Genomic DNA, 20338 nt, shown 5'->3' on the forward strand with positions numbered 1-20338 from the left:
GAGTGGACGCCGGGCGACCGAGAGGGGACACTACCCCACCCGCCGACGGCCCGACAAAACGGCTGCCGGGCCGGGTCGCGGCGTACGTGCGGAGGGTCAGCTGTCCTCGGACAGCGTGACCTCGATGCCGCCGAGCAGGGCGGCCGCCATGTTGTAGAGGAACGCGCCGAGCGTGGCGATCGCGGTGATCAGCACGACGTCGACGGCCGCCACCAGCATGGTGAAGCCGATGACCCGCGACGTGCCGACGTACTCCTCCACGTCGAAGTCGCCGGCGTCCTGGCCGCCGATCATGTCGCGCACCGTCTGGTTGATGGAGTCCCAGACGCCGGCGGCGCCGAGCACCGACCAGACCATCAGCACCGACACGACGGTGACCACTGCGAAGGCGATCGCGAGCAGGAACGACGTCTTCATCACCGACCACGGGTCGATGCGGGTCAGCCGCAGCCGGGCCCGGCGCGGGCCGCGCCCGCCCGGCACCGTCGCCGAGGACGACGCGGCCGCCGGGGCGGACGACGGACCGGTCGAGCGGGTCGACCGCGAGGCGAACGCCGCCTGCACCCGCTCGGTGATGGCCGGTCGGGTCGCGGTGTCGTCGCTGCTGCGGCTCGTCGACTCCGTCGAACCCCGGGTCACCTCCCGGGTCGCGTCCGGGCCAGCGCCCTGCGGCGCGGCGTGCTGGGCATCGGTGCGGGTGGCGCCCGGCTCGGTGGGTCGGTCGGTCATCAGTCCTCGCCCTCTCCGTCGCCAGCGGGTGCGGCGGAGTCGGTGTCGGTGTCGGCGGAGGCCGCGTCGTGGTCAGCGAGCACCTCGGGAGACGTACCCACGCCGTCGATTGTTGCATCCGGGTCCGCATCCGCGGAGCCGGCGACGGCCTCCTCCACGAGCTCCTCGACCTTCGCCTCGACCGAGCGGGCCACCACGGCCACGGCGTCCCCGGCCTTGGGGCCGACGAACTTCACGCCCATCGTGGAGCGACCGGTGGGCCGGAACTGCTCGTTGACGGGGCTGCGGACGACCTGGCCGTTCTGCGTGATCGCCATGACCTCGTCGCCGTCCTCGACGATGAACCCGCCCACCAGCACGCCGCGGTCCTCGTTGGCCAGGGCCATCGCCTTGATGCCGAGACCGCCGCGCGACTGCAGGCGGTACTCCGAGATGCGGGTGCGCTTGGCGAAGCCGCCATCGGTGATCGTGAAGACGTACTGCGGCTTCACCTCGTCGCCCTCCTCCACGGGGGAGACCAGGTCGTGGGAGGCCGGGTCGACGTCGGGGGTGTCCTCGTTGCGCTCCGAGAGGCCGGCGGCCACCTCGGCGGCCACCTGGGAGGCGCGGATGACCGACATCGACAGCAGCGCGTCGCCGGCGCGGAACTTCATGCCGGAGACGCCGGACGTCGCGCGCCCCATCGGCCGCAGCTGGGCGTCGTCGGCGCGGAACCGGATCGCCTGGCCCTTGCGGGAGACCAGCAGGATGTCGTCGTCGGAGCTGACCAGCTCGGCGCCGATCAGCTCGTCGTCGTCCTCGCGGAAGTTGATCGCGATGACGCCGGCCTGACGCGGGCTGTTGTAGTCGGCGAGCCGGGTCTTCTTCACCAGGCCGCTGCGGGTGGCCAGCACCAGGTAGGGAGCCTGCTCGTAGTCGCGGATCGCCAGCACCTGCGCGATCGACTCGTCGGGCTGGAACGACAGCAGCCCGGCGACGTGGCCGCCCTTCGCGTCGCGGGAGGCCTCGGGCAGGTTGTACGCCTTGGTGCGGTAGACGCGGCCGGCGGTGGTGAAGAACAGCAGCCAGTGGTGGTTGGACGTCGCGATGAAGTGCTCCACCACGTCGTCGCCGCGCAGGGTGGCCCCGCGCACGCCCTTCCCGCCGCGCTTCTGGGTGCGGTACTGGTGGCGCAGGGTGCGCTTGGCGTAACCGCCGCGGGTGATGGAGACGACGAGCTCCTCGTCGGGGATCAGGTCCTCCATCGAGAGGTCGCCGTCGGCGGCGATGATCTGCGTGCGGCGGTCGTCGCCGTACTTGTCGACGATCTCGGCGAGCTCGTCGGCGATGATCTGCCGCTGCCGCGCCTCGTTGGCCAGGATGTCCTCGAGGTCGGCGATGACGACCTCGATCTCGGCGAGGCGGTCCATGATCTTCTGTCGCTCCAGCGCCGCGAGGCGGCGCAGCTGCATGTTGAGGATCGCGTCGGCCTGCACGTCGTCGATGCCGAGCAGCTCGATCAGGCCCTGGCGGGCGTCGTCGACCTCGGGCGAGCGCCGGATCAGCGCGATCACCTCGTCGAGCGCGTCGAGCGCCTTGACCAGGCCGCGGTAGACGTGGGCCTCGCGCTCGGCGGCGGCGAGGCGGTAGCGGGTGCGCCGCTGGATGACCTCGACCTGGTGGGCGACCCAGTTGCTGATGAACTGGTCGATCGACAGCGTGCGGGGCACGCCGTCGACCAGTGCCAGCATGTTGGCGCTGAAGTTGGTCTGCAGCTCGGTGTGCTTGAGCAGGTTGTTCAGCACGACCCGGGCGACCGCGTCGCGCTTCAGCACGACCACGAGGCGCTGGCCGGTGCGGTCGGAGGTGTCGTCGCGGACGTCGGCGATGCCCTGCACCTTGCCGCTGAGCGCCAGGTCGGCGATCTTCTCGGCCAGGTTGTCGGGGTTCACCATGTACGGCAGCTCGGTGATCACCAGGTTGGTGCGGCCGCGGGCGTCCTCGTCGACGTCGATGACCGCGCGCTGGGTGATCGAGCCGCGACCGGTGCGGTAGGCCTGCTCGATGCCCTGGCGTCCGGTGATCAGCGCGCCGTTGGGGAAGTCAGGACCCTTGATCCGCTCGATCAGCGCGTCCTGCAGCTCCTCACGGGAGGCGTCGGGGTGCTCCAGGGCCCAGCGGGCGCCGTCGGCGACCTCGCGCAGGTTGTGCGGCGGGATGTTGGTGGCCATGCCGACCGCGATGCCGGCCGAGCCGTTGACCAGCAGGTTGGGGAACCGCGAGGGCAGGACGACGGGCTCCTGCGAGCGGCCGTCGTAGTTGGGCTGAAAGTCGACGGTGTCCTGGTCGATGTCGCGCACCATCTCGAGCGCGAGCGGGGCCATCCGGCACTCGGTGTACCGCATCGCGGCCGCCGAGTCGTTGCCCGGCGAGCCGAAGTTGCCCTGGCCGTTGATCAGCGGCGCGCGCATCACCCACGGCTGCGCCAGGCGCACCAGGGTGTCGTAGATCGCGGAGTCGCCGTGGGGGTGGTACTGACCCATCACGTCGCCGACGACGCGGCTGCACTTGGAGAACCCGCGGTCGGGGCGGTAGCCGCCGTCGAACATCGCGTAGAGCACCCGGCGGTGCACCGGCTTCAGCCCGTCGCGCACGTCGGGCAGCGCCCGGCCCACGATGACCGCCATCGCGTAGTCGATGTAGGCCCGCTGCATCGAGGTCTGCAGCTCGACGGGCTCGATGCGGCCGCCGGGAGGGGTGGTCCCGTCGGTGGGCGTCTCAGTCATGGGGTCTTACCTTCCGGGAATCAGCGTGGGGAGGGCCGTGTGCTGGCGAGGCGGAGGAGCGAAGGCGGCCTTCGAGCGAAGCGGGCCGTCAAGCGACGACAACGCCGCCAGTGCGCGGCCGTCGCCGCGCTGATCAGATGTCGAGGAACCGGACGTCTTTCGCGTTGCGCTGGATGAACGAGCGGCGCTGCTCGACGTCCTCGCCCATCAGGATCGAGAAGATTTCGTCGGCGTGGGCGGCGTCGTCGAGGGTGACCTGCAGCATCAGGCGCTGGTCGGGGTCCATCGTGGTCTCCCACAGCTCCTTGGCGTTCATCTCGCCGAGGCCCTTGTAGCGCTGCACCGGGTTCTCCTTGGGCAGCTTCTTGCCCGCGGCCTGGCCGTCGCGCAGCAGCGCGTCGCGCTCGGAGTCGGAGTAGACGAACTCGTGCTCGGCCGGCTTGTTCCACCGCAGCCGGTAGAGCGGCGGCTGGGCCATGTAGACGTAGCCGCCCTCGATCAGCGGGCGCATGAAGCGGAACAGCAGCGTGAGCAGCAGGGTGTTGATGTGGTGGCCGTCGACGTCGGCGTCGGCCATCAGCACGACCTTGTGGTAGCGCAGCTTGGCCTCGTCGTACTCCTCCTGGATGCCGGTGCCCAGGGCAGAGATGATCGACTGCACCTCGGTGTTGCCGAGCACGCGGTCGATGCGCGCCTTCTCGACGTTGAGGATCTTGCCGCGGATCGGGAGGATCGCCTGGATGCGGGGGTCGCGGCCCTGGCGGGCCGACCCGCCGGCGGAGTCGCCCTCGACGATGAAGACCTCGCACTCGGCGGGGTTGGTGGACTGGCAGTCCGACAGCTTGCCGGGCAGGCCGCCGCCGCTGCCGAAGCCCTTGCGGGAGCGGGCCAGGTCGCGCGCCTTGCGGGCGGCGATGCGGGCCGAGGCCGCCGCCTGCGACTTGCGGACGATGTCCTTGCCCTCGGCGGGGTTCTGCTCGAACCAGGCGCCGAGCTGGTCGTTCATGATGCGCTGCACGAAGCCCTTGGCCTCGGTGTTGCCCAGCTTGGTCTTGGTCTGGCCCTCGAACTGCGGCTCGCCCATCTTGATCGAGATGATCGCGGTGAGGCCCTCGCGGATGTCGTCGCCCGACACGCGGTCCTCGGGCTTCTTCATCAGGCCCCACTCGAAGCCCCACGTGTTGACCAGGCTGGTCAGCGCCGCGCGGAAGCCCTCCTCGTGGGTGCCGCCCTCGTGGGTGTTGATGGTGTTGGCGAAGGTGTGGACCGACTCGGTGAAGGTGGTGTTCCACTGCATCGCGACCTCGAGGCTCATGTGGTTGTCCACCACCCCGGGGGTCTCGGCCTCGAAGGAGATGACCGTGGGGTTGGCCACCTGCTTGCGTCGGTTGAGGTGGTCGACGTAGTCGACGAGGCCGCGCTCGTACTTGAAGACCTGCTCGAGCCCGCCGGACTCCGCCTTCTTGATCGCGTCGTGGCCCGCGGAGTCCATGGTCTCGTCGGCGGTGATGTCGTCGACGGCGTCGGCCACGCCCTCGGCGCTGCTGCGCTCGTCGCGCACCACGATCTCGAGGCCCTTGTTGAGGAAGGCCATCTCGCGGATGCGGCTGCTGATGGTCTCCAGGGAGTACTGCGTGGTCTCGAAGATCTCGGGTGAGGCCCAGTAGGTGATCGTGGTGCCGGTGCGCTCCCCCGGCTCCATCTCGCGCACCTGCTCCAGCGGGCCGTCGGGCACGCCGATGGTGAAGCTCTGGCGCCACAGGTGGCCGCGGTTGCGCACCTCGGCGACGAGGTGGGTGGACAGCGCGTTGACGACCGAGACGCCGACGCCGTGCAGGCCGCCGGAGACCTTGTAGCCGCCGCCGCCGAACTTGCCGCCGGCGTGGAGCATGGTCAGCGCCATGGTCAGCGCCGCCATCTCCTGGCCCGGGGCGGTGTCGGTGGGGATGCCGCGTCCGTTGTCCTCGACGCGCACGGAGCCGTCGTCGGCGAGGCTCACCACGATGCGGTCGCAGTAGCCCGCGAGCGACTCGTCGACCGCGTTGTCCACGATCTCCCAGATCAGGTGGTGCAGCCCGCGCTCACCGGTGGAGCCGATGTACATGCCCGGACGCTTCCGCACGGCCTCGAGGCCCTCGAGCACCTGGATCGCCGACGCGTCGTACTCGACGCCGTTGGGCGGCTGGGGGGCGGTCGTCTCCGGGATCTGGTCCTGGTTGTCCTCGGACACGTCCACCTCTTCTGACCTGGCTCCGCGACGGAGCGTGACATGGCACGGGTCGCACGGGGCGACCCACGGTCCATGGTAGCCCGCTGAGGGCCTCCTGCCACGCCACCCGCCCCGGGCGGGGGACGACGGTTGTGCGCGCAGGCCCCTCAGGAGCTGTCAGAGGCGGCTGGGAGCGCCGTCCAGGGGGGCCGACAGGGTCCCGTACGTGGACGACCCCACCGGAACGTCTGGCACGCCGGCCGGGGTCAGCCGTAGGTGTCGCGCGGACCGCGGCCGTCGCGCACCGAGCGCGGGCCCTTCTTCCACGACGGCCCGTGCGGGCCCAGCACCTCGATCACGGTGACCGTGCCGTGGCCCAGCTCCTCGTTGAGCCGGCGCACCACCGTCGGCGCGAGCAGCTTCAGCTGGGTGGCCCAGGCCGTCGACGTGGTGCGCACCACCAACCGGCCGTCGGCGAACGACTCCGGCTCGCAGTGCGCCGAGATCTCGGCGCCGACCAGCTCGGGCCAGCGGCCCAGGACGCCGTGCACCCGCAGGTCGAGCTCCCAGCCGTGGTCGCCCACCAGCCGGGCCAACGTGGCGTCGAGCAGCTGCGGGTCGCGGTCGTCGGGGTGGGCCCCGCTCACCCGTCCGGCCACCGGCCGGTCACGACGCGGACGACGGCGCCGCGCGGCCGGGGTCGTGCCGGCCGTGGCGCGGGCGATGGCCCGGGCGAGCTCGAGGCCGTCGGCGTGGTGGACGGCGTCCTCCGCCGGCGCCGCGTCGGTCCCCGCCGGGGGCGGGGCGGGCGCCTCGTCAGGGGTGTCGGTGGGGGTCTCGTCGTCGCGGGGCTCAGTCATCGGCCGCCCGCACCTCTCCCCCACCCACCAGGAACCGGGCGCCGGCCAGCGCCGCGGGGACGTCGGCCCCGACCGCGGCGGTCACCAGCACCTGCTCGGCGCCGGCCACCAGCTCGGCCAGCTGGGCGCGTCGCTCGGTGTCGAGCTCGGCGAAGACGTCGTCCAGGATCAGGATCGGGTCGTCGCCGTCGGAGCGCAACAGGTCGTAGGAGGCCAGCCGCAGCGCCAGCGCGAACGACCACGACTCCCCGTGGGAGGCGTAGCCCTTCACCGGCAGCCGGGGCCCGGTCGCGACCGGCGCCTCCGCGTCCGGGTCGTCGCCGCCGTCGGGCGAGCCGGGGGTGCCGGAGCCGTCGGGGGCGTCGTCGTCGGGCACGCCGTGGCCCAACGTCAGCAGCAGCTCGTCGCGGTGCGGGCCCACCAGCGACACCCCGCGGTCGAGCTCGTCGCCCCGGCGCCGCTCCACCTCGGCGAGGAGCGCCGCAGACAGGTCCTCGGGGGTGCGGGCGCCGCCGAGGTCGAACGACGGGCGGTACTCCACCGCGGCGTCGGAGCGGGTCGCGCCGCGCGCCACCGTGGCGTAGGCGGCGCCGACGTACGGCCGCAGCTCGTCGACGAGGTCGAGCCGCTCGGCCAGGAGCTGCGAGCCGCTCGCGGCGAGGTGGGCGTCCCAGGCGCCGAGGGTGGCCAGGGCCCCCTCCTGCGCGCTGCTGCCGCGCCGCGCTGCGCCTGCGGTCTTCAGCAGCGAGTTGCGCTGGCGCAGCACCCGGTCGTAGTCGGCACGCACCCCCGCCAGCCGCGGGGCCCGCAGCGTCAGCAGGTCGTCGAGGAACTTGCGCCGGTCGGACGGGTCGCCCTTGACCAGGGTGAGGTCCTCGGGCGAGAACACCACGGTGCGCACCAGCCCGACCAGCTCGCGCGCCCGGGGCAGCGGCGAGCGGTTGATCCGGGCGCGGTTGCTGCGCCCGGGGTTGATCTCCACCTCGAGCACCGCCGTGCGCCCGTCGCGCACCACGGCGGCGCGCACCACCGCCTGCTCGGCGCCGGCGCGCACCAGCGGGGCGTCGGAGGCCACCCGGTGGGAGGCCAGGCGGGAGAGGTAGTCGACCGCCTCGACCAGGTTGGTCTTGCCCTGGCCGTTGCGGCCGATGAACGCCGTGACGCCCGGCTCGAGCGCGACGTCGGCCGTGGCGTAGGAGCGGAAGTCGTGCAGCGTCAGGTGGGAGACGTACAACCGGGCCTAGCCGGCGTCCGCGCCCGCGCCCGGGCCCGCGTCGGTGTCGTCGGGGTTGGCGTCGCCGCCGAGCGGGGCGTCGGTGTGCACGGCGTGGCCGCCGAACTGGTTGCGCATCGCCGCGATCGCCTTCATCGCCGGGCTGTCGTCCTGGCGCGAGGTGAACCGGGCGAACAGCGACGCCGCGATCACGTGCATCGGCACGGCGTTGTCGATGGCGGCCTGCACCGTCCAGCGGCCCTCGCCGCTGTCGTCGGCGTACCCGCGCAGGGCGTCGAGGTGGGTGTCGTCCTCGATCGCGGAGACGAGCAGGTCGAGCAGCCACGAGCGGATCACGGTGCCGGAGCGCCACGAGTCGAAGACCGCGGGCACGTCCTCGACCAGGTCGACCTTCTCGAGCAGCTCCCAGCCCTCGGCGTAGCTCTGCATCATCGCGTACTCGATGCCGTTGTGGACCATCTTGGCGAAGTGGCCCGCGCCCGGCTTGCGCCCGGCGTGCACGAACCCGCCCTCCGCCGGCTTCAGGGCGTCGAAGGCCGGCTGCACCTTGGCGACGTCCTCGTTGCTCCCGCCGCACATCAGCGCGTAGCCGTTCTTCAGGCCCCACACGCCGCCGGAGACGCCGCAGTCGACGAAGCCGACGCCGCGCTCGGCCAGCGCCGCGGCGTTCTCCTGGTCGTCGGTCCACTTCGAGTTGCCGCCGTCGACGACGAGGTCGCCCTCGCCGAGCAGCCCGCCGAGGGCGGTGACGGTCTCACGGGTCGGGTCACCGGCCGGCACCATCACCCAGACCACCTTCGGCGAGGGCAGCTGCGCCACCATCGCCTCGAGGCTCTCGACGTCGGCCAGGTCGGGGTTGCGGTCGTAGCCGACGACGGTGTGCCCGGCCTCGCGAAGCCGCGTGCGCATGTTGCCGCCCATCTTGCCGAGTCCGACGAGTCCGATGTGCATGGCGTACCTCCGGTGCGCGGGGAACCGGACCCCCGAGGGCCGGCGTGGGGGTGGGTCAGGAGAGCAGGCGGCGCGGCATCAGCAGGTAGCGGAACCCGGTGTCGGTGCCGGACTCGCCGGCCGACCCGCTGATCACCACGGGCTTGGCGGCCTGGGTGAAGGCCAGCTCGACCACGGGCTCGTCGATGGCGCCGAGGCCGTCGAGCAGGAACTGGGGGTTGAAGCCGGTGGTGATGTCGTCGCCGTCGATCTCGGCCTCGATCGACTCCGAGGCCTGGGCCTCGTCGCCGGAGCCGGCGTCGAGGGTGAGGACGCCGTCGCTGAAGGCCAGCTGCACCGCGGTGTTGCGCTCGGCGACCAGGGCGACGCGCTTGACCGACTCGATCAGCGCGGCCTTGTCGACCTTGGCGACGGTGAGGTGCTCCTGCGGGAAGAGGCTGCGCACCTTGGGGAACTCGCCGTCGAGGAGACGCGTGGTGGTGCGTCGCACTCCCCCGGGCGCTGCGCCCTCGAAGCCGATGATGCCCTCGCCGCTGCCGGTGGCGGCCAGCGCGATGGTGACCTCGCTGCCGGCGGTCAGCGACTTGGCGGTGTCACCGAGCACCTTGGCCGGCACCAGCGCGGCCACGGTCTCGTCGGGGGTGCGGGGGTCCCAGCCGAGCTCGCGCTGCGAGAGGCGGAACCGGTCGGTGGCCAGCAGGGAGATGCTGGCGCCGTCGATCTCGATGCGGACGCCGGTCAGCACCGGGAGCATGTCGTCGCGTCCGGCGGCGGTGACCGCCTGGGCCACCGAGTGCGCGAACACGTCGCTCTGCACCGTGCCGGTCGCGGCCGGCATGTCGGGCAGCGTCGGGTAGTCGTCGACCGGCATCGTCTGCAGGCTGAACCGCGCCGAGCCGCAGGTGAGCGAGACCCGAGACCCGTCGAGCACCATCTCGACCGGCTTGGCCGGCAGGCTGCGGCAGATGTCGGCGAGCAGCCGGCCGCTGACCAGCGCGCGTCCCTCACCGGTGACGTCGGCCTTGAGGGTGGCTCGGGCGGAGGTCTCGTAGTCGAACGTCGACAGGACCAGGCCCTCGTCACCGGCCTCCACGAGCAGACCGGCCAGGACGGGGACGCTCGGACGGACCGGCAGGCTGCGGGCAGCCCAGGCGACGGCATCGGCGAGCACGTCGCGTTCGACGCGGAACTTCACGGTGGGTCCTCCGGGAGCGGGCGGGGCCTTGGACGACAGATAGTGCCACGTCGCCGACGGTGGCGGCAGGCCGGTCGGGAGCTCGACGCGGGCCGTTCACCGGGCGGGGTCGCCGGGTGCCACGACCGACGGCGGTGGCGCAGTGTCCTGCGGCTGTCGCTCGGGTCCGTCCAACCGGGCACGTGCAAGGCCGTCCTGGCACCTGCTCCGGTGCCTGGAGCGAGCGAGTTGTCCACAGGCAGAGGTCCGGGATCAGGTTGGCCGATGATCGATCCATGGAGAGGTACGCAGGAGTCGTAGCAACGGTGGAATCTGTGGAGAGGGCTCATCGGTGCAGGTCAGGCCGCGTGGCGTCGGTGCACAGGGGGTGTGCACGGCGAGGTGGAACCACAGCGGGCCGTGTGCACGGCGCGGGCCGGCCCGGTGGTCGTGCACCGCTCCTCCACAGGCTCTCCCGGGGCGGCGCGGCGGGTCGCACAGGGCGCTCCCCATCTCACACGCGTGTAGTTCGGGTGCTCCGGAGGCCGGCGCGGGCCCGCTGCCGCGGCGCCGGACGCACCACAGCCTCCCGGACCGGCTGGGTCACGGGAGGCTGTCGGGCGGAGGACCGGTCGAGACCGGCGAGTCAGGACTGGCAGGTCAGGACTGGCCGGTCAGGACTGGCGGGCCTGGAGCTTCACGCGGTTGGTGAGCTCGCTGACCTGGTTGAACACCGCACGGCGCTCGGCGAGCAGCTGGTTGATCTTGCGGTCGGCGTACATCACCGTCGTGTGGTCGCGGTTGCCGAACTGCGCACCGATCTTGGGCAGCGACAGCGCGGTGAGCTCGCGGCACAGGTACATCGCGATCTGGCGGGCCATCACCAGGTGGCGCCCGCGGCTGGGGCCGGTCAGCTCCTCGATCGACAGCCCGAAGTACGCCGCGGTCTGGGCGATGATCAGCGCCGCGGTGATCTCGGGCTCGCCGCCCTCGGGGATCAGGTCCTTCAGCACGATCTCGGCAAGGGTCATGTCGACCTCCTGGCGGTTGAGGTTGGCGAACGCCGTCACCCGGATCAGCGCACCCTCGAGCTCGCGGATGTTGGTCTGGATCTTCGAGGCGATGAACTCCAGCACGTCGGGCGGGGCGGTGAGCCGGTCCATCGCCGCCTTCTTGCGCAGGATGGCGATGCGGGTCTCCAGGTCGGGCGGCTGGACGTCGGTGATCAGCCCCCACTCGAAGCGGTTGCGCAACCGGTCCTCGAGCGCCTCGAGCCGCTTGGGGGCGCGGTCGGAGGTCAGCACGATCTGCTTGTTGGCGTTGTGCAGCGTGTTGAAGGTGTGGAAGAACTCCTCCTGCGTCTGGGTCTTCCCCTCCAGGAACTGGATGTCGTCGATCAGCAGCACGTCGACGTCGCGGTAGCGCCGCTTGAACCGGTCCTGCCGGTCGTCGCGGATCGCGTTGATGAACTCGTTGGTGAACTCCTCGCTCGACACGTAGCGCACCTTGGCGCCGGTGTAGAGCGAGCGCACGTAGTGACCGATGGCGTGGAGCAGGTGGGTCTTGCCCAGCCCGGAGTCGCCGTAGACCAGCAGCGGGTTGTACGCCTTGCCGGGCGCCTCGGCCACCGCCACGGCGGCGGCGTGGGGGAACCGGTTGGACGAGCCGATGACGAAGGTCTCGAAGGTGTACTTGGGGTTGAGCCGGGTCTCCAGCGACGTGCGCTCGCCGGAGGCACCCGACGTGCTGGAGGCGTGGCCGGCGTCGGCGGCCACCGACATGTCACCGCGGTGTGCCGCCAGGTCGTCGCGGCGCGGCGGCGGGGTCTCCACGACCGGGATCGGGGTCGGCTCGGTGTCGACGGCCTCCTCGAGCTGGGGGTTGACCGTGACCGCGATGCGGATCTCCCGGCCGAAGGAGACCGTCAGCGCGTCCTCGAGCTGCCCGCGCAGGCGGCCCTCGAGCTGGCTGCGGGTGAAGTCGTTGGGCACCGCGACGATCGCGGTGTTGCCGTGGAGGGTGACCGGCTCGCTGGCGGTCAGCCACGCGCGCTGGTTGGGCTGCAGGTCGGCGACCACGGCGCGCCAGGCGGGTGCGAGGTCGGGGTCCGTGTCGTCCATGGGGTGCCGCTTCCTGTCGCTGTGCGGGGCTGGTGGCCGGGGGCGGTCGTGGTGTGTGGGACCAGAGGTGCGGATCGGTCGTCCACACCTTTGTCCACAGGTTGTGCATCCACGGTCGGCGCCACCTCCCGGACCGCGGACGGCCAGGGCCGGACCGCGCTGCGGACCACGTTTCCGCAGGTCACAGGCGTCTGCGGGCGCGGAGCGGGTGGTGACCGGGCCGGGCAGGCCCGGGGACCGCGACGACGTGGGGAGCCGGCGGATTCGTCGAACGTAACGCCCGGTCGGAGGCCGCGGCAAGACGTCATCCACAGGCTGGGGGGTGTGGGTAGGCTGGCCTCGACCGAGGGTTTGACCCTGTCGAATCGCAACGCGTACCGTTTGCCGGTCACCCGGCGTCGACGGGTGCCGCATGTCCACGTGGCCCTCGGGGCACGCGGGTGGGCGGTGCCGGCCGACACCCCCGGCTCCCGCCCGCGGGACGTGGCGGTACGGCTCACGCCGTGCCGGACCCTTCCCCGAACCGAAAGAGAAGCTCGTGAGCAAGCGTACCTACCAGCCGAACAACCGTCGTCGCCACAAGGTGCACGGGTTCCGCCTGCGCATGCGCACCCGCGCCGGCCGGTCGATCCTCTCCTCGCGCCGCCGCAAGGGCCGCAAGGAACTGGCCGTCTGAGACCGACGGCGCCCGGTCGCAGCAGTGCTGCCCCCTGACCACCGGCTGCGCGACGCGGACTCGTTCCGCCTCGCCGGCCGGGGTCGGCGCGCCGGAGGGCGGACGCTCGTCGTCCACCTCGCCCGGCGCGAGGGGCCCGCTGCGGCCCAGGTCGGCTTCGTCGTGAGCAAGGCCGTGGGCAACGCCGTCGTCCGCAACCGGGTCAAGCGCCGGTTGCGCCACCTCGCCCGGGAGCACGTCTCGACGCTCCCGGGCTCCGCTGTCCTCGTCGTGCGGGCGCTGCCGGCCTCCGCCTCGGCGTCGAGCGCGGAACTCCGCACCGACCTCGACCGTTGCCTGCACAAGGTGACGTCGTGAAATACCTGCTGATCGGTCTGCTGCGCGTGTACCGCGCGGTCATCAGCCCGCTCTACGGCCAGGTGTGCCGCTACCACCCGTCGTGCTCCGCGTACGCCCTCGAGGCGGTCACCGAGCACGGCAGCGTGCGCGGCAGCTGGCTCGCCGTGCGCCGCATCGGCCGCTGCCACCCCTGGGCGGCCGGCGGCTACGACCCGGTTCCGCCCTCAGACCGTTCGACCCGCCGCTCGGCGGGTGCCACCTCCACACCCCAGCAAGGAGCCTGACCGGTGGGCGCCATAGGCGATTTCTTCGGCTTCATCGCGACCCCGCTCTACTACGCCATCTCCGGCGTGCTGATCGGGTGGCACAAGCTCTTCACCGCGGCGGGCCTCGACCCCGAGGGGGGCTCGGCCTGGGCGCTGTCGATCATCGGCCTGACGCTGGTCATCCGGGCGGCCCTGATCCCGCTGTTCGTCAAGCAGATCAAGTCCAGCCGCAACATGCAGCTCATCCAGCCCAAGGTGAAGGAGCTGCAGAAGAAGTACGGCCACGACCGGGAGCGTCTCGCCCAGGAGACGATGAAGCTGTACAAGGACACGGGCACCAACCCGTTCGCCTCGTGCTTGCCGATCCTGCTCCAGATGCCGATCTTCTTCACCCTGTTCCACCTCCTCAACGAGGCCGCCAAGGACGGGACCGGGCGCGGCTTCCTGACCCAGACCCTGGCCGAGGACTTCGGTGAGTCGAAGCTGTTCGGCCGCATCCCGCTGGCCGACAGCTTCTGGGGCGCCGGCGTGTGGCGCTCCGGTGGCGGCGACCTCAGCGTGATGCTGCTGGCGCTGTTCCTGGTGCTGGCGATGACCGCCACCACCTTCATCACCCAGCGCCAGCTGATGAGCAAGAACATGCCGGCCGACGCGATGTCGGGCCCCTACGCCCAGCAGCAGAAGCTCCTGCTCTACGTGCTCCCCGTGGCCTTCGGCCTCGGTGGCGTGGCGTTCCCCATCGGCGTCCTCCTCTACTGGACGACCTCCAACCTGTGGACGATGGGCCAGCAGTTCTACGTCATCCGCAACAACCCCGCCCCGGGGACGCCGGCGTTCGCGGCCAAGGCCGAGCGCGACAAGGCGAAGGCCGAGAAGTCCGGCACCGCTCCCGCCGTCGAGCCGGTGCCCGAGGTCGAGCCGCCCCGCCCGGTGGTGCGTCAGCAGCCCAAGAAGCAGACCAAGCAGCAGCGCAAGTCGGGTGCCTCGAAGCAGGCCGGCCCGGGCAAGGGAGGCAGGAAGTGAGCCAGGACGTGGGCGAGGACGTGGGCGACGACCCGACTGACGACCAGGGCCAGGAGCCGGTCGAGGCGTCGGTGCCCGAGCAGGGTGAGGGGCCAGGCCCGGACGACGCGCGCACGACCACCGACGCCGGGGTCGAGGCCGTCACGCACCAGCTCACCGCCGCCGCGGCCGAGGGCCCCGGCAGCGAGGAGTCGGCCCGCGAGCGACGCCTGCGCGAGCTCGAGGCGGAGGGTGACATCGCCGCCGACTACCTCGAGGAGCTCCTCGACATCGCCGACCTCGACGGCGACCTCGACATCGACGTCGACGGTGACCGCGCTGCGGTGTCCATCGTCGGTGCGGAGCTGACCCAGCTCGTCGGTGACGGTGGCGAGGTGCTCGACGCCCTGCAGGAGCTCACGCGGCTCGCGGTCTACCGCGAGACCGGTGAGCGCTCGCGGTTGATGCTCGACATCTCCGGGTTCCGTGCGCAGCGACGCACCGAGCTCGAGGAGCTGGCCGCGCAGAGCGTGGCGCAGGTGCGCGAGTCGGGCGAGCGGCTGTCGTTGACGCCGATGAGCCCGTTCGAGCGCAAGGTGGTGCACGACGCCGTCGCCGCCGCCGGGCTGTCCTCGGAGTCGGAGGGCGTCGAGCCCCGCCGCTTCGTGGTCGTCGTCCCGGTCTGAGCGACGTGGAGCAGACCCCCTCCCCCGCTCCCGGGTCCTCCCCGGACGCGACGGCGCCGGGCGCGACGGAGCCGGGCGCCTCGGCGCCGGACGGGACGGTGCTCGACGAGACCGGGGCCGCACGGCCGGAGGCGGCGTCGGCGGCGTTCCCCGCTGACCGGCTCGAGCTGGCCGACCGGCTGTGGGCCCACCTGGCCGGCGCCGGGGTGACCCGCGGCCTGATCGGGCCGCGTGAGGTCCCGCGGCTGTGGGGCCGGCACCTGCTGAACTGCGCCGTGGTGGGCGAGGCGCTGCGGGAGGGTGCCCGGGTGTGTGACATCGGTTCGGGGGCCGGCCTGCCGGGGCTGGTGCTGGCGGTGGCCCGCCCCGACCTCCAGCTGACGCTGGTCGAGCCGCTGCTGCGGCGGACGGTGTTCCTGCAGGAGGTCGTCGACGACCTCGGACTGTCCCAGGTGGTGGTCCGGCGCGACCGGGCAGAGGCCTTGCATTTCGAACAGGTGTTCGATGTGGTGACCTCGCGGGCGGTGGCGCCGCTCGCCCGGTTGCTGGACTGGTCGATGCCCCTGGTCGCCGCCGACGGGCGCCTGGTGGCCATGAAGGGGTCCTCGGTGTCCGACGAGGTCGCCCGTGCCGAGCCGGCGCTCGCCCACTGGGGGTGTGCCCCGCCGGTGGTCCGCACGGTGGGTGTCGGCCTGGTGGACCCGCCGACCACGCTGCTGGAAGTGGCCTGGGCCGACCCGGCGGCGGTATCTTGGCCGCTTGCCCCCTTCGCTCCCTCGCGAACGGCTCCGCCCGCTCGTCGCCGCGGTCGTCCGCGTCGGGGTGGTCGCGCGTAGCTGCCGACGGGGTGTGTCCGCTGGATCCCCGCTCAGAGAGGCCCGTCTTCCCGATGGCCGACCACCGCTCCCCCGCTGCTGACACGCCCGCTGCTGGCGATGTTTCACGTGAAACCGGGAGCACTCCCCCGCCTGTGACAGCCGATGTTCCACGTGAAACCAGTCGAGGGTTCACCGTGCGCACGGCCGCCGACGTGGCCGAGGAGTCGCCGTCCTTCCACGACGACGCCACGCCGCTCGCCCGCGCCGCCGAGCACACCGTGCTCGCCCGCGAAGGGCTGCGGATCGGACCGGGTGTCCCCCGACCGGCACACACCCGGGTGTTCGTGGTGGCCAACCAGAAGGGCGGCGTCGGCAAGACCACCTCGACGGTGAACGTCGCCGCGGCGCTGGCCCAGCTCGGGCAGCGGGTCCTCGTGGTGGACCTCGACCCCCAGGGCAACGCCTCCACCGCCCTCAACGTGGAGCACCAGCGTGGAGTGGCGTCGACGTACGACGCCCTGGTGGAAGGCACCCCCATCGTCGACCTCGCCGTGCCGTGCCCCGACGTCGACCGGCTGTGGGTGCTCCCCGCGACGATCGACCTGGCCGGGGCCGAGATCGAGCTGGTCGGCGTCGATGCACGCGAGCAGCGCCTGCGCACCGCGATCCACGCCCACCCGTGGGTGGGGACGCTCGCCGAGGTGGGCGACGAGCGCCTCGACTACGTGCTGATCGACTGTCCCCCGTCGCTGGGCCTGCTCACGCTGAACGCGCTGGTGGCCGGTGACGAGATGATGATCCCGATCCAGGCGGAGTACTACGCGCTCGAGGGTCTCGGGCAGCTGCTGGAGACCGTCGGCATGGTGCGCCAGCACCTGAACGCCGGCCTCGACGTCTCCACGATCCTGATCACGATGTACGACGGCCGCACGCGCCTCGCCGCGGGCGTGGCCGGCGAGGTGCGGGAGCACTTCGGCGCGCAGGTCCTGCGCACCAACATCCCGCGTTCGGTACGCGTCTCGGAAGCGCCGTCGTACGCGCAGACGGTGATGACCTACGACCCGGGCTCCCCTGGCGCGTTGAGCTACCTCGACGCGGCTCGCGAGATCGCGTCGCGGGCGGTGACGGCGTGAGCGGCCCCCGGACGCCGGCCCGCCGCGGCCTCGGGCGCGGCCTGGGCTCGTTGATCCCGACGGCTCCGGCGCCGCAGACGGCGCCGGACACCGCGTCGGGGGACGCCGCGACGCCGGAGCGCGCGGCGGCGGCGTTCCCCGCGGGCGCGACGGCGCCGTCGGGTGCTCCCGACGGTGGCGGCACTGCGCTCAGCAGCGCAGACGCGGCCGCGGTGGAGCACGACGGGCTCGCCCCGGTGGCGGGCGCGTACTTCGCCGAGCTGCCGATCACCCAGATCCACCCCAACCACGTGCAACCGCGCCAGGTGTTCGACGAGGACGCGATGGCCGAGCTGGTCCACTCCATCCGAGAGGTCGGGCTCCTGCAGCCCGTGGTGGTGCGCGCCGTCGGGCCCGACTCCTACGAGCTGGTGATGGGGGAGCGGCGCTGGCGTGCCTCGCAGGAGGCCGGCTCGACCACGATCCCGGCGATCGTGCGCTCCACCGACGACGTCGACATGTTGCGTGACGCGCTGCTGGAGAACCTGCACCGGGCGCAGCTCAACCCGCTGGAGGAGGCGTCGGCGTACGCCCAGCTGCTCGAGGACTTCGGCTGCACCCACGACGAGCTCGCGCAGCGCATCGGGCGCTCCAGGCCGCAGATCAGCAACACGCTGCGGCTGCTGCGGCTCGGGCCTGCCGTCCAGCGGCGGGTCGCGGCGGGCGTGCTGAGCGCCGGCCACGCGCGGTCGCTGCTGGCGGTGCCCGACCCCGAGGTGCAGGACCGGCTGGCCTCCCGCGTGGTGGCCGAGGGCATCAGCGTGCGGGCGCTCGAGGAGATCGTGTCGCTGGGGGAGACCGGGGGAGAGGACCGGCCCCGGGTGGCCCGGCGCCGCGACGCGGCGCCCGGGCTCGCCGACGTGGCCGAGCGCCTGTCGGAGCGGTTGGAGACCAGGGTCAAGGTCGACCTCGGCAAGGCCAAGGGCCGGGTGACGGTGGAGTTCGCGTCGGTCGAGGACCTGCAGCGCATCGTCGACGTCATCGACCCGCCGTCAACAGGTCGCTAAAGCGACATGCCGACACGGCGACTTCTCGACAAGTCGACTTATTGCGCACCGGAATGTTGTGTCAGCGGCGATCTGAGCGAGGTGCCGGTGGTCCGGCGACGGCCGCAGGCGCCCTGAACGCCGCAGGAGCGCGCTCCCAGCGGCCCCGACAGCCGTCGACCGCCCGCCCCGCGGGGTGGGGCGGTGTCAGGAGCTCTCGGTCGAGCGTCGAGCGGCCCGGCGCGCGGCCCGCTCACGCTTCTCGGCGAGGTCGAGCTCCTCTGCCTCGGCCGGTGTCGGGGCCGAGCCGCCGTGGCGCGCCGGGAGCCACCAGCTGCCGGGGGGCTGCTCGGCGGCGGGGTAGCGCGCGATGGTGTCGTCGAGCATGCCCGCCATGACGTCGCGCAGCTGCGTGGTCTCGGCGACGGGGTCGGCACCGGTGGGGTGCAGCGGTGCGCCCACGGTGATGGCGATGGTCGTGCCGCGCGAGAAGTCCTTCGGGTGGTCCTTCGTCATCATCCGCTGGGTGCCCCAGAGCACGACCGGCACCAGCGGTACGCCGGCGGCCGCGGCGATGCGCACCGCGCCGGTCTTGAACTCCTTGAGCTCCATCGACCGCGAGATCGTGGCCTCGGGGAAGATGCCGACGGCCTCACCGGCGCGCAGCTGCTCGACGGCGGTGTGGAAGGACGCCACGCCCTCGCCGCGGTCGACCTCGATGTGGTGCAGCGAGCGCATCAGCGGGCCGCCGAGCCGGTGGTCGAAGATCTCCCGCTTGGCCATGAACCGCACCAGCCGACCCGACGGGTTGGCGGCCAGGCCGCCGTAGACGAAGTCGACGTACCCGATGTGGTTGTAGGCCAGCAGCACACCGCCGCGGCGCGGCACGTGCTCCGTGCCGGACATGTCGAACCGCTGGCCCAGGAGCCGGAACCCGGTCTTGGCGACAGCGATGACCGGGGGATAGGTGAGGTCGCGCATCAGGAGAGGTCCGTCCCGGGGGCGTCGTAGGACTGGTAGGGGCCGATGCCGCGGTCGGGGGCGGAGGCGCCGAACGTGGCGCGCAGCTCCATCTCGGCCTCGAGGACGCCGGCGAGGCGCCGCACCCCCTCGCGGATGCGCTCGGGGGTCGGGTAGCAGAACGACAGGCGCATCGAGCTCGACCCGTAGCCGTCGGCGAAGAACGCCGTACCGGGCACGTAGGCCACCCGCGCGGTGACCGCGCGCGGCAGCATCGACTTGGCGTCGATGCCCGGGGGCAGGGTCAGCCAGACGTAGAAGCCGCCGTCGGGCACGTTCCACCGGCAGCTGGCGGGCATCAGGTCGTCGAGGGCGTCGATCATCGCGTCACGGCGCTCGCGGTACATCTCGCGGAACTGCTTGATCTGGCCCTGCCAGTCGTGGGTCTCCAGGTAGGCCGACACCGCCATCTGCGAGAACTGCGGCGGGCACAGGGTGGCGGACTCCTGGGCCAGCACCAGCTTCTCCCGCACCGGGTGGGGGGCCAGCGCCCAGCCGACGCGGAACCCCGGGGCGAAGGTCTTCGAGAACGAGCCGAGGTAGATGACGCCCTCGGCCTCGTCGGCGCGCAGCGCCCGCATCGGCTCTTGGTCGAAGCCGAGCAGCCCGTAGGGGTTGTCCTCCAGCACCAGCACGCCCTCGCGGCGGCAGATGTCGAGGATGCGCGGACGGCGCTCGGCGCTCAGCGTCACACCGGCCGGGTTGTGGAAGTTGGGGATCGTGTAGAGGAACTTGATCCGCCCGCCCGCGGCCTGCACCGTGGCGATGGCCTGCTCCAACGACTCCGGCACCAGCCCGGCGGCGTCCATCTCCACGTGCACGACCTCGGCCTGGTAGGCCTTGAAGACGCCCAGCGCGCCGACGTACGACGGGGCCTCGCAGAGCACGACGTCGCCGGGGTCGATGAAGATGCGGGTCACCAGGTCGACGGCCTGCTGCGAGCCCACGGTGACCACGACGTCGTCGGGGTGGGCCTCGATGCCCTCGAGGCGCATCACGTCGGTGATCTGCTCGCGCAGCCGCGGCACGCCCTGGCCGGAGCCGTACTGCATGGCGACCGGGCCCTGGGTGGTGACCAGGTCGCCGATCGCGCTGGCCACGACGTCGAGGGGGAGCCCGGAGATGTTCGGCATGCCCCCGGCGAGCGAGACCACCTCGGGCCGCGAGGCGACCGCGAACAGCGCGCGGATCTCCGAGGCGGTCATGCCGGCCGTGCGCGCGGCGTATCGGTCGACGTAGGAGTCGAGGCGGGACTGCGAGCGCGCGGGCGTGGGCGTGGGATCCATGACCCCCCTAGCATGAGGGATGGGCGGGCGAGGTGCACGCAGGGA

18 protein-coding genes are annotated in these 20338 nt (G+C 72.2%); 8 read left to right on the forward strand and 10 right to left on the reverse strand.

What is annotated here, in order from left to right:
* Nucleotides 1-96: 96 nt before the first annotated feature.
* The 8 genes from AC4OR8_RS03070 to dnaA form a co-directional block, all read right to left on the reverse strand.
* Complete coding sequence (locus AC4OR8_RS03070; RefSeq protein ID WP_492164099.1) at nucleotides 97-729, reverse strand: DUF3566 domain-containing protein; 633 nt, start codon at nucleotides 727-729, stop codon at nucleotides 97-99.
* Nucleotides 729-3494: a DNA gyrase subunit A gene (gyrA, locus tag AC4OR8_RS03075; RefSeq protein WP_492164100.1), complete on the reverse strand. Its 2766-nt coding sequence runs from the start codon at nucleotides 3492-3494 to the stop codon at nucleotides 729-731. The genes AC4OR8_RS03070 and gyrA overlap by 1 nt, the downstream gene beginning before the upstream one ends.
* Nucleotides 3495-3627: 133 nt before the next feature.
* The gene (gene gyrB / locus AC4OR8_RS03080) at nucleotides 3628-5730 is read right to left on the reverse strand and encodes a DNA topoisomerase (ATP-hydrolyzing) subunit B (protein ID WP_492164101.1); all 2103 of its coding nucleotides are present in this window, start codon (nucleotides 5728-5730) and stop codon (nucleotides 3628-3630) included.
* 239 nt (nucleotides 5731-5969) lie between these two features.
* Nucleotides 5970-6563: a DciA family protein gene (locus tag AC4OR8_RS03085; RefSeq protein WP_492164102.1), complete on the reverse strand. Its 594-nt coding sequence runs from the start codon at nucleotides 6561-6563 to the stop codon at nucleotides 5970-5972.
* Nucleotides 6556-7797, reverse strand: a complete 1242-nt coding sequence (gene recF, locus AC4OR8_RS03090; protein WP_492164103.1) for a DNA replication/repair protein RecF — start codon at nucleotides 7795-7797, stop codon at nucleotides 6556-6558. The genes AC4OR8_RS03085 and recF overlap by 8 nt, the downstream gene beginning before the upstream one ends.
* Before the next feature lie 6 nt (nucleotides 7798-7803).
* Nucleotides 7804-8748, reverse strand: coding sequence for a phosphogluconate dehydrogenase (NAD(+)-dependent, decarboxylating) (gene gnd / locus AC4OR8_RS03095; RefSeq protein ID WP_492164104.1), 945 nt, complete (start codon nucleotides 8746-8748; stop codon nucleotides 7804-7806).
* Nucleotides 8749-8803: 55 nt separating this feature from the next.
* On the reverse strand, nucleotides 8804-9943 hold the full coding sequence (dnaN, locus tag AC4OR8_RS03100; RefSeq protein ID WP_492164105.1) for a DNA polymerase III subunit beta: 1140 nt from the start codon (nucleotides 9941-9943) through the stop codon (nucleotides 8804-8806).
* 653 nt (nucleotides 9944-10596) lie between these two features.
* Nucleotides 10597-12042: a chromosomal replication initiator protein DnaA gene (gene dnaA, locus AC4OR8_RS03105; protein WP_492164106.1), complete on the reverse strand. Its 1446-nt coding sequence runs from the start codon at nucleotides 12040-12042 to the stop codon at nucleotides 10597-10599.
* A 538-nt stretch (nucleotides 12043-12580) separates the two neighbouring features.
* Here dnaA and rpmH point away from each other — a divergent pair.
* From rpmH to AC4OR8_RS03145, 8 genes are all read left to right on the forward strand, one after another.
* A complete protein-coding gene (gene rpmH, locus AC4OR8_RS03110) occupies nucleotides 12581-12718 on the forward strand; it encodes a 50S ribosomal protein L34 (RefSeq protein WP_091199530.1) in 138 nt (45 codons plus the stop codon).
* 24 nt (nucleotides 12719-12742) lie between these two features.
* Nucleotides 12743-13075 carry a ribonuclease P protein component gene (gene rnpA, locus AC4OR8_RS03115; protein WP_492164107.1) on the forward strand — a complete coding sequence of 111 codons (333 nt, stop codon included), beginning with the start codon at nucleotides 12743-12745 and terminating at the stop codon, nucleotides 13073-13075.
* Nucleotides 13072-13341 (forward strand): membrane protein insertion efficiency factor YidD, encoded by a 270-nt coding sequence (gene yidD, locus AC4OR8_RS03120; protein ID WP_492164108.1) that lies wholly within the window; start codon nucleotides 13072-13074, stop codon nucleotides 13339-13341. Before rnpA ends, yidD begins: the two co-directional genes overlap by 4 nt.
* A 3-nt stretch (nucleotides 13342-13344) precedes the next feature.
* Nucleotides 13345-14346 carry a membrane protein insertase YidC gene (gene yidC, locus AC4OR8_RS03125; RefSeq protein ID WP_492164109.1) on the forward strand — a complete coding sequence of 334 codons (1002 nt, stop codon included), beginning with the start codon at nucleotides 13345-13347 and terminating at the stop codon, nucleotides 14344-14346.
* Between the two features lie 209 nt (nucleotides 14347-14555).
* A complete protein-coding gene (locus AC4OR8_RS03130) occupies nucleotides 14556-15011 on the forward strand; it encodes a Jag family protein (protein ID WP_492164466.1) in 456 nt (151 codons plus the stop codon).
* A 98-nt stretch (nucleotides 15012-15109) separates the two neighbouring features.
* Entirely contained in the window at nucleotides 15110-15847 is a 738-nt protein-coding gene (gene rsmG / locus AC4OR8_RS03135) for a 16S rRNA (guanine(527)-N(7))-methyltransferase RsmG (protein ID WP_492164467.1), read from the forward strand.
* A 176-nt stretch (nucleotides 15848-16023) separates the two neighbouring features.
* Nucleotides 16024-16962, forward strand: coding sequence for a ParA family protein (locus AC4OR8_RS03140; RefSeq protein ID WP_492164110.1), 939 nt, complete (start codon nucleotides 16024-16026; stop codon nucleotides 16960-16962).
* A complete protein-coding gene (locus tag AC4OR8_RS03145; RefSeq protein WP_492164111.1) occupies nucleotides 16959-18008 on the forward strand; it encodes a ParB/RepB/Spo0J family partition protein in 1050 nt (349 codons plus the stop codon). The genes AC4OR8_RS03140 and AC4OR8_RS03145 overlap by 4 nt, the downstream gene beginning before the upstream one ends.
* Before the next feature lie 186 nt (nucleotides 18009-18194).
* Here AC4OR8_RS03145 and AC4OR8_RS03150 read toward each other — a convergent pair whose 3' ends face one another.
* Nucleotides 18195-18968, reverse strand: coding sequence for a lysophospholipid acyltransferase family protein (locus tag AC4OR8_RS03150; RefSeq protein WP_492164112.1), 774 nt, complete (start codon nucleotides 18966-18968; stop codon nucleotides 18195-18197).
* Nucleotides 18968-20293 carry an aminotransferase-like domain-containing protein gene (locus AC4OR8_RS03155; RefSeq protein WP_492164113.1) on the reverse strand — a complete coding sequence of 442 codons (1326 nt, stop codon included), beginning with the start codon at nucleotides 20291-20293 and terminating at the stop codon, nucleotides 18968-18970. Before AC4OR8_RS03155 ends, AC4OR8_RS03150 begins: the two co-directional genes overlap by 1 nt.
* Nucleotides 20294-20338 lie beyond the last annotated feature (45 nt).

This window comes from Nocardioides sp. FY1077, from assembly GCF_058681775.1.